Source organism: uncultured Bacteroides sp. (assembly GCF_905207245.1).
Lineage (GTDB): Bacteria > Bacteroidota > Bacteroidia > Bacteroidales > Bacteroidaceae > Bacteroides.
Map to the genome: position 1 here is coordinate 1 of NZ_CAJLKP010000151.1, position 5972 is coordinate 5972.

6 protein-coding genes and 1 tRNA gene are annotated in these 5972 nt (G+C 43.4%); 1 reads left to right on the plus strand and 6 read right to left on the minus strand.

The window, feature by feature from the left end; genetic code table 11:
- Window positions 1-502: 502 nt before the first annotated feature.
- Window positions 503-578, plus strand: a tRNA-Pro gene (locus QZ135_RS24240).
- A gap of 141 nt (window positions 579-719) precedes the next feature.
- Here the strand turns inward: QZ135_RS24240 and QZ135_RS24245 are convergent.
- The 6 genes from QZ135_RS24245 to QZ135_RS24270 all read right to left on the minus strand — a co-directional run.
- The gene (locus tag QZ135_RS24245) at window positions 720-1805 is read right to left on the minus strand and encodes a hypothetical protein (RefSeq protein ID WP_294615619.1); all 1086 of its coding nucleotides are present in this window, start codon (window positions 1803-1805) and stop codon (window positions 720-722) included.
- A 172-nt stretch (window positions 1806-1977) separates the two neighbouring features.
- Window positions 1978-2676 (minus strand): MAE_28990/MAE_18760 family HEPN-like nuclease, encoded by a 699-nt coding sequence (locus QZ135_RS24250; protein WP_294615620.1) that lies wholly within the window; start codon window positions 2674-2676, stop codon window positions 1978-1980.
- Window positions 2669-3721, minus strand: a complete 1053-nt coding sequence (locus tag QZ135_RS24255; protein ID WP_294615621.1) for a DUF262 domain-containing protein — start codon at window positions 3719-3721, stop codon at window positions 2669-2671. Before QZ135_RS24255 ends, QZ135_RS24250 begins: the two co-directional genes overlap by 8 nt.
- Window positions 3714-4766, minus strand: coding sequence for a DNA cytosine methyltransferase (locus QZ135_RS24260; RefSeq protein WP_294615622.1), 1053 nt, complete (start codon window positions 4764-4766; stop codon window positions 3714-3716). Before QZ135_RS24260 ends, QZ135_RS24255 begins: the two co-directional genes overlap by 8 nt.
- A 14-nt stretch (window positions 4767-4780) precedes the next feature.
- Window positions 4781-5002 carry a helix-turn-helix transcriptional regulator gene (locus tag QZ135_RS24265; protein ID WP_294615623.1) on the minus strand — a complete coding sequence of 74 codons (222 nt, stop codon included), beginning with the start codon at window positions 5000-5002 and terminating at the stop codon, window positions 4781-4783.
- A 168-nt stretch (window positions 5003-5170) separates the two neighbouring features.
- Window positions 5171-5972 (minus strand): site-specific integrase (locus QZ135_RS24270; RefSeq protein ID WP_294615624.1); only part of this gene is annotated, 802 nt, incomplete at its 5' end.

Genomic DNA, 5972 nt, shown 5'->3' on the forward strand with positions numbered 1-5972 from the left:
CCTCCCCCAGCCATACCGACCGGCAGGCCTCCATCCGCGGCGCAAGATTCTGTCTTTTTCTCATTCTCATGGTGATTCTCTCCCGGATCCATTCTCGTTTTCCTGCATTATACCAGATTTTCGCACGCCCGTAAAGGGAATTGTGATCTCAGCCGCAGAAAAGCTTGCATTTCTCCCCCGTCCCGTGTATAATATTAGGGCAATATCCCCGGGCGTAGCTCAGTTTGGTAGAGCGCTAGCTTTGGGAGAATACGACCAGCCGGATAAAAAACTGAATAACCGGGTGTAGCGCAGTTGGTAGCGCGCCTGCTTTGGGAGCGCCGTGGTTGTATCCGGGATAGGGTGAGGCGAAACGCCGCAAAGCCTTGCGACACCTGCGTTTGCAGGATTTCCCCCGATTGCCGAAAGTGCCATAAAAGCGGCTTAGACCACATAAATGACCACAGACAGAAAAAACTTTATTTTTACCGTTCTCCGTGGTATCATGGAGAAAAGTAAATATCCGGGTATAGCGAAGTTGGTATCGCGCCTGGTTTGGGACCAGGAGACCGTGCGTTCGAGCCGCACTACTCGGACCAAAACCCCTCTGAAATCGTTGATTTCAGAGGGATTTTCTTATTCTTTGTCTATTGCGGCGCAGGGGGTGAGGCCCCTTTTAATGATTCATGTTTGTCACCGGCCACTTCTATTGCATGAGCGCAGAAAATAGTAAGCAACCATTAATAAGAGCAAAAAGTCTTTATTTCCTCATCGTTAAAACCTACAAGCTTTAAGTTCATGCGTTCAATCAACTTATCAAGCATTAGCATATAATACTGAATATTGTGATCATTGGCAAAATCGTAATAGTATGCATGCCCATGTACAATATCTACCCGTAAGTTTTTGATTTCGTCCGCAATTTTACGGGTGCTTTTACGAACTCCAGCAATAACATCTGGAAAAACTCCGAGCATCAGTTCCAATTCATCAATCAAGTGGAAATTTCGCTGCTTGGCCTTTTCGGGTTCTAATTTTTCAAACAAGTATTCAAACGCCATGATTTGCTCAATGAAGCGTTGGGGAGTAAACATCGATTCGTAATTTTCAATGTGTCCCAATGTCACGCTTTCAGTAATTCTATTTCCGAGTTCCTTTGCAAGATTTTCAATGATTTTCGGAACATATTTCATCACATTGAAATCATGATAAAAAACATCCATTCCCCCTGATGATTTTTCGGAAACAGATTTACAATAAAAGAATGCTGCAGGACGTACTCCATCAGTAAAAGTAATACGTCGAAAGTATACATCCGATGAGTTAGAAATAAACTTCATGAACCTCTCAAGTAATATGACGATTTTATAGCATTCTCTTATGTCAGTAGAATTCAACGAAACAACAGCTTTTCCAGACATTTCGAAACTTTCTAAAAGCCCTAACTGCTGCTGATGCCCAATAATGTATTTCAGTTCATAATATTTGTTATCAATTGAAAACGGAATTCGATACACTTCTTTAGTTTCAGCAGAGAGATTGGTCCCCGATCTCGCAATATCTAAGTAGTTATACTTATATTGGAAAATACAATCCAGCAAGTCAGATTTGAACGTGACGGAATCAAACCGGCTATCGTAACCAATTTGATTAATTAGGAAGCAGTTTAGATAACAGGTACTACCCATTGTTCTCTCAACATTTAAAATTATTTTTCGAGAAATGGAGCCCGAATCAAAACACTCTCCAGTTAATACATAGTCAGTCCGGAAATTATATTCCTCTATAAACGCATTAAGAATAGAATCGTCGGTAAACAAATCCATTCTATAATCCTGTATAACAAACGGAATTCTGGCGTCTTTATAGTGAATAAAACCCTTGACCATAAGTTTCTCCTAAATCAAATCCTCAGGTAATGTATAATCGCCGATGTGGCAGAAATTCTCCCGCAACTACATCGGCGATTTTACGGTTTTCCTCATTTTGCTTACAGAGTCAACATTTGCTTGCTTTCTTCTTTTTCTTTTCGGGCTCTCTAAGATAGAGTTTATTATCGTAATAGTTTTTCATACCGTTTAAAATCGAACCAATAAACCGGATAACTTCATCCTTAATATGTTCTAACTGGCTAAGCGTCATGTCGCGGGCACAATCTCCAAAGGATTCGTCTCCGTGGGCAAGATTTTGCCGTTTCTCTTTAACCGTTTTAAGGCATCCATCGTCATCAGAAGCAACATAACGGATACAATGTTTATCACAGAGATTTTTTATCCTCCGCGCATCTAAGTTTCCACTAATCTCAAGAGCCGCTCGATTCAGAAACACCGGTTCATCTGTAATAACCTGTGCAATAATTTCTCGTACGCCTTTTTCGTAAGAAGATCGAGTTCCCGAGCTTTTGTAGATCTCACCGATTTTATATTTCGACCACAGGCTTTGGATCTCTTCAATCAGTTCATTGTACCCACTTTGGCTTTGCTTAAGACTCTCATAGATTTCCAACATCCCACTTACGACACAAGCTTCTACCAAATTGTAAAGCATAAGCAGAAAATTGGACTTTAAGATACGGAAAAATTTTGAGTTATCAATAGTTTGAATTTTTCCTGTATTGTTTTCAATGTCCAGCATGATAGAGTAGTAGAACTCTATTTCTGCCTTTCTATCTTCAAATAGAATGAATGTGTTATTCATTGGGTAACGCATCCTTTAATAGCTGATCGCGAACATATTCAACACGCTCTTTAAGCTTTCCTTGGTTATTGCTGGCATCTGATGTTGTTAAGCGTCTGAATTCATCCGATTTCATCCAATCGACGTTCGAAACCGTCAAAGTGGGATTTTGGCGCAAAGCAAGTGCAACCCCGACTGAGAGCGCTTCAAATCGTACTCTTGGCGTTATTTTGGAGGTCTTCGTCTTTGCAAAACCAAAGGGGAAGTTATTTTCTACAAAGGTCAAAACTGCGGTAAACTCAGAAGTGTATGCAGCCTCATCAAAGGTATCTTGATTCTTGATCAAGAATTCATCTAAGAAATCTTTTACTGCGTGGTCAAATTCCAAATAACAATTCGAATAGGCAAAGAAGCGCAATAATAGCTCGAAGCGCTCCCTCCGTATTTCTTGGGCATCAGTAACTGGACATAGTTTAACAAATCGCTCATTCGCAGAACATGCATCAATATAGTCTGTCAAACGACCGGGATAAGAGCCCCGGCGAATTTCAGATTCTTTAGCTTTTATTCCCGAGGTATTAATTCGATTAAAAATATCTTGGCGAACATCTTTAGGCGTTGATTCTTCCAATACTACAATACGAAGGGGCCTATTCCAAAAGCGCCTCTTTTGCGCCTCCGATAGATCGTCAAATCTAAATCCATGCAGAGCGCTTAGCTTTGGTAATTGAGACAGGACAAGCTTACCAGTCACAAAAGCCACCAAAGTTTGCACCCTTTGAGCTCCGTCAATAATCTCCAACTTTCCATCTTCACAGTCGGCAAAAAACATGAACGGAATGGGCAGCCCAAGCAAAACAGACTCAATGAACGAAGACTTATTCTTTTCTTTCCAAACAAACCCTCTTTGGTAATCCGGAATGAAAAACTCATCTTTTTTAAATTTTTGAACCACAAGCTCTACTGTGTAATCTTTGGTATCATAGTTAATCTGTCGTTGCAAAGATTTAATTTGTGCATCAGCTGTTAACCGCTGATCCTCAGTAATATATTTACGCTTAGACATCAATTCCGACCTCCCGTGCATGGTTTTGAAGACTTAGTCCTATCGCAACCCCAAGATTAACAGGAACAGCATTTCCAATATGAATACCGAGCTCACGCTTACTAATTCTTTCGTTCGGAGCAACGAAGTCATAGTCTGCAGGAAACGATTGTAACATTGCGCCTTCTCGAATAGACAATGCACGATCTTGCTCAGGATGACCGAATCGACCATTACCGTACCCATAAAACTGAGTCGTAATTGTTGGCGCAGGTTCGTCCCATGACATCCGTCCATATACAGACGGATATGTACTGCCAGAGTTCTTTTTGTGACATTCAAGTTGAAGATCTTCCGGCCAATCTCGCCAAGTCCCTCCAGGCACAGAATGTGCTATGCGCACCAGATTTATGGCAGATAATTGCGATGCACAATGGAGTGGATCATTGTCATCTGCCTGTCCTGCTAAAATAGGAGGAAGATTTCCTATTACATCTCGTACTGTAAGATAATTGTCTGGTCGAAAAATTGGTGGGATCAATCGTATTTCTCCCAAACGCGAAGCTAATAAAACAAGTCGTTTTCTACCCTGAGATACACCATAATCAGGGCAATATACTACCTCCCATGCGACATGGTAATGTTCTGCTTCCAATGCACGAACAAAATCATGGAAAACAGATTGCCCTGATAGTTCAGGGACGTTTTCCATAGATACCATCTCAGGATGAAGCTCATGTACCAGTCTTGCAAACGAATCCAACAATCTCCATTTATTCCCGGTGTGACCTTCTTTTCGATACCTTTGGGTATATTTGGAAAATGGCTGACAAGGTGCACAACCTACGAGGATCTTTGTTGTATTAACCGGGTAGTAATCCAAAAGATCTTGTCCTTGGAGGTTGGCAACATCTGCAACGACGAATTCAGAGGCATTATTAGCTTCATATGCATATCTGCAAGAGTCATCTATGTCAAATCCGGCAATAACAGGAATACCTGATAATTGAAGTCCATGCGTCAGTCCCCCTATACCACAAAACAAATCCAATGCAGCGATCGGCATATGAATTCACCTCCTTATGAATCACTTTCATGATCAACAAACAATAAGTACGCCTCTATGTTTAGTGCAGAAGCTATCTTTTCAATATTATAAAGGGCAATGCTTCGGCGTTCTCGTTCAACGGCACTAATATATGTACGATGCAATCCTGCTAAATCCGCAAACTCTCTTTGTGATAAACCTTTTTCGTTACGATAGCACTTAAGATTGGTTGCGAACACATGTAGCAAGTTCATTAAACCACCCCACTATAATTATATTCAATTCACACAATAAGTCAACTCCTCGTTTTGTGTCCGCATTTCACCGCAATAACAAAAACAGTGATTCCCTATTGTTTTACCATGAAACAATAAGCACCGAATGAGGTACCGATCATTTGGTACCTCGCTCGGTGTCTACTATTATTTGCTCGCTTTCCTTACCTTCCCACCTCTCTTCTTACCCTTCTCCAGCTCCTGTGGAGGAAGAGCCCCCTCCGCTTTTTGCCGCTTCAGCTCTACCAGTTCGGCTTTCGTCTCCTCAATCAACACCTTCAGCTTCTCCTCGCACTCCTCGCGGGTATGGGCATAGACATTGCGGGCGTGCTTTTTGCCATCGGGCCATTTAGGAGAATAGCGGCCTTCAAACAGGTGGTCGTTGATCTGGCTGACGCAACCGGTGCCTGACTTGCGCTTGCGGCCCGCATAGGGCTTGAAGTCGGTCATACTCGGCTTTTCCGCTTGGGCCGGGGCAGTTTCCTGCCCCGGCTCTGAAGCGTCCTCCTGCGGCGCTGCTTTGCCGATGCCGCGGTCGATGTTGGCGGCGGCCGTGCGTTGCATATCGTCGGTGATGTGAGTATAGATATCCAGCGTGGTAGCTGCTGACACATGCCCCAGCATGGCAGAGAGGGTCTTGACATCCATGCCGTTCTCCAGCGCCAGCGTTGCGAAGGTATGGCGCAAGTCATGGAAGCGCACATGCTTGCACCCTGCGTGTTCCAAGATGAGCTGTAGTCTGCGGCGCACCACGCCAGGGGTGATGGGACAGTCCTCCTTCACCGGAGACGGGAACATCCAGCGAGAGTCTACCGTCTTTTTGTACTCCCGCAGTACCGTCACCACGGCGGGCGGCAGGACGATCTTGCGGACGGAGTTCTTCGTCTTGGGTGTGCTGATCTGAAGCTGGCCCCGCACATCGTAGACCTGCTTGTTCACATTCAGTACG

What these genes read in the sequence shown, in the direction of transcription:
- QZ135_RS24250 (WP_294615620.1), bottom strand. Translation starts at nt 2,676, where the DNA reads ATGAATAACACATTCATTCTATTTGAAGATAGAAAGGCAGAAATAGAG.
- QZ135_RS24260 (WP_294615622.1), bottom strand. Translation starts at nt 4,766, where the DNA reads ATGCCGATCGCTGCATTGGATTTGTTTTGTGGTATAGGGGGACTGACG.
- QZ135_RS24255 (WP_294615621.1), bottom strand. Translation starts at nt 3,721, where the DNA reads ATGTCTAAGCGTAAATATATTACTGAGGATCAGCGGTTAACAGCTGAT.
- QZ135_RS24245 (WP_294615619.1), bottom strand. Translation starts at nt 1,805, where the DNA reads ATGGATTTGTTTACCGACGATTCTATTCTTAATGCGTTTATAGAGGAA.
- QZ135_RS24265 (WP_294615623.1), bottom strand. Translation starts at nt 5,002, where the DNA reads ATGAACTTGCTACATGTGTTCGCAACCAATCTTAAGTGCTATCGTAAC.